Genomic DNA, 2,329 nt, shown 5'->3' on the forward strand with positions numbered 1-2,329 from the left:
GTGGTTTATCTGCGCTCGAAGTTATCTCTGAAATTGTTACGGCTGTAACACAACGTAAACCTTATCCAGATGTGTTTAACCTCACCAGCGATTAGTCAATACTACGCTGGTGAATGGTTACCATAATTCAGCTCCCAGCGATGGTGACTTTGATTGATAAGCTGGTTTACTTTAGCTCGATGCTGATTAATTTGACCTGAAAGTAGTTCAATCATTTCTTTGGTGATCTTATCGCTTTCTCTAAATTCTATATTCAGCACTCTGGCGATTTGATTGAGGTTACGACCTAAAGCAGCTAGTTGGCGGTTGGACTCTCTTAAAACGTGTGTTTCCGACTCTGTAAGTGTAGGGTTTCGTTGTAAGCTGGCAACAATCGAAGCTTTAACCCAGCTAGTAGGAGTGAGATAGCCTTCACCTTTAGCTTGAGCTTCTAATTTTTCGATTTCATTGTCAGATAAACGAATGGTTATTTTATTGGTTCTGGCGGGTTTGAACTCATCAATGTTGGCGACATCAGGCGCTGCACTTTTAATGAGCTGCCGCATCATGCCTGACTCACTGACACCAAGATCATGGCAATACTGTTTCCAGTTTGACTTCTCGTCATCACTCAAACGAATTTCAACTCTGGCCATAAAATTACACCACCTAATTGAATACTTCTCCGTTAGAATCAATCTACTCCTACGCTGAAATTTTGTACAGTGCAAAGATAAGGTTTTTAATGAGTTAACACACTCGAAACCCCACACCCGTCAAATGCTGGCAGATGTTACGGCATTGGCTGGCAACAACTACGGCAAACGCCATCCGTTTGCGAATCCTGCACTAGTTATTAAACAACATAGCTTCTATCAGTAGCTCTTACATTTTCATGTGTAACTGACTAAATCCAATGACAAACTCAGGTAAAAACCTGAATTTGAGATTTTTTATGAATATAAATTGAATGAATTTGATAATTGGTTTGCCTTCAATATGAATGCTGTTTAATTTTTCAGCTAATTAGTGATTCTTACTATTATTTAGATTCATAGATTTTGGAGTATAGTGATGACTGAAGAAATGCCACTGTTCGTTCCAACCCTCAATAAACAAGGTTATGCAGCACCTCACCTTGATCCATTCTCTATCAAATTTACTGAATATGCTGATGGTCAGTTTTTAGAAATTGGAGCGGCGTTTGGCTATGCCACCATGAAGGCATTAGAAAACGGTGCAAAGGTCATTGCAAACGATATGGACATTCGCCACCTTGAGCACCTCGAAGATGCCGCCAGTAAGTTAGGTTACTCAGAGCTTGAAACATTAGCTGCTGAGTTTCCTCATGAGATGAGCTTTACGGCCAAGTCATTCAGAAAAATCTTAATCAGCCGTGTACTGCATTTCTTTTCTGGTGAACAAATCAAAGCCTCGTTACAACAAATTTATGATTGGCTTGAACCCAACGGTGAACTGTATGTGGTGTGTGAAACAACCTTTCTTACCAATTGGCTTTCGTTTATTCCTGAGTATGAAAAGCGTAAAGCCGAAGGGAAAGCCTTTCCCGGTGAGATAACGAACCCTAAACATTGGGAAAAAAGTTGGTCAGATAATTTGCCAGACTTCGTACATTGGCTCGATACTGAATCACTTACGGCGTTATTTGAAGAAGCGGGTTTTGAAGTGCTTGAGGTTGATTACATCAACCGTAAAGGACAGTTCCCAGATAGCTTGTTATTAGATGGTCCTGAGAGTGTTGGAATTATTGGTAGGAGAAAAGCCTAATGCACACGGTCAAAAATAGAGGGTTAGTGTCTACGGTTAAAAGCTTGTATAACGAGTTTAACGACGATACCCGCATTGCTTATCGTGTCGTCAAAATGTTAGAAGTTGAGGGCATCAAATACGCATTTATGGTGATGCGATATTCGCACTACATTTTTAAAGTACCGATATCAGAAATTTTACATGATGTGGAATGGCTAAAGTCGCTCTCTCAAATCGATGTTCGCAATTTAACCTTTTATCAATATTACACTCCAAACCAATCTCGTTACACATTGCACTGCATCTTATTTTGTGAAGGTAATGACATCACATTCAAAATATTAGATCAGCAAGAAGGCTGCTACAAAAGTATGTCATTTAATGAGTTACGACACGATAAAACTCTGTATTCAAACTTTAACGGTTTAGATTTACTACAAATGGGGTATTTATGCGGAGGGTGTTCAGTTTAATTAATGTCATGAATGTGAGAATTAAATGAGATAATATTCAGACAGTATTTGCTTTCCTTGTAATAACGCTATGCCAGCACAAATAATTTCCTCATCAAGCCAAGAGA

3 protein-coding genes are annotated in these 2,329 nt (G+C 39.2%); 2 read left to right on the forward strand and 1 reads right to left on the reverse strand.

Features of this window, described 5'->3' with window-relative positions; all coding sequences use genetic code 11:
- Positions 1-101 precede the first annotated feature (101 nt).
- The gene (locus JQC92_RS21890; protein ID WP_205001645.1) at positions 102-635 is read right to left on the reverse strand and encodes a plasmid mobilization relaxosome protein MobC; all 534 of its coding nucleotides are present in this window, start codon (positions 633-635) and stop codon (positions 102-104) included.
- 418 nt (positions 636-1,053) lie between these two features.
- Between JQC92_RS21890 and JQC92_RS21895 the strand changes: the two genes are divergently transcribed.
- Together JQC92_RS21895 and JQC92_RS21900 are read left to right on the forward strand one after the other, a co-directional pair.
- Entirely contained in the window at positions 1,054-1,767 is a 714-nt protein-coding gene (locus JQC92_RS21895; RefSeq protein WP_205001646.1) for a class I SAM-dependent methyltransferase, read from the forward strand.
- Positions 1,767-2,222, forward strand: a complete 456-nt coding sequence (locus JQC92_RS21900) for a hypothetical protein (protein WP_205001647.1) — start codon at positions 1,767-1,769, stop codon at positions 2,220-2,222. Before JQC92_RS21895 ends, JQC92_RS21900 begins: the two co-directional genes overlap by 1 nt.
- The last annotated feature ends 107 nt before the right edge of the window (positions 2,223-2,329 follow it).

Origin of the sequence: Parashewanella hymeniacidonis (assembly GCF_016900895.1) — a bacterium.
GTDB lineage: Bacteria > Pseudomonadota > Gammaproteobacteria > Enterobacterales > Shewanellaceae > Parashewanella > Parashewanella hymeniacidonis.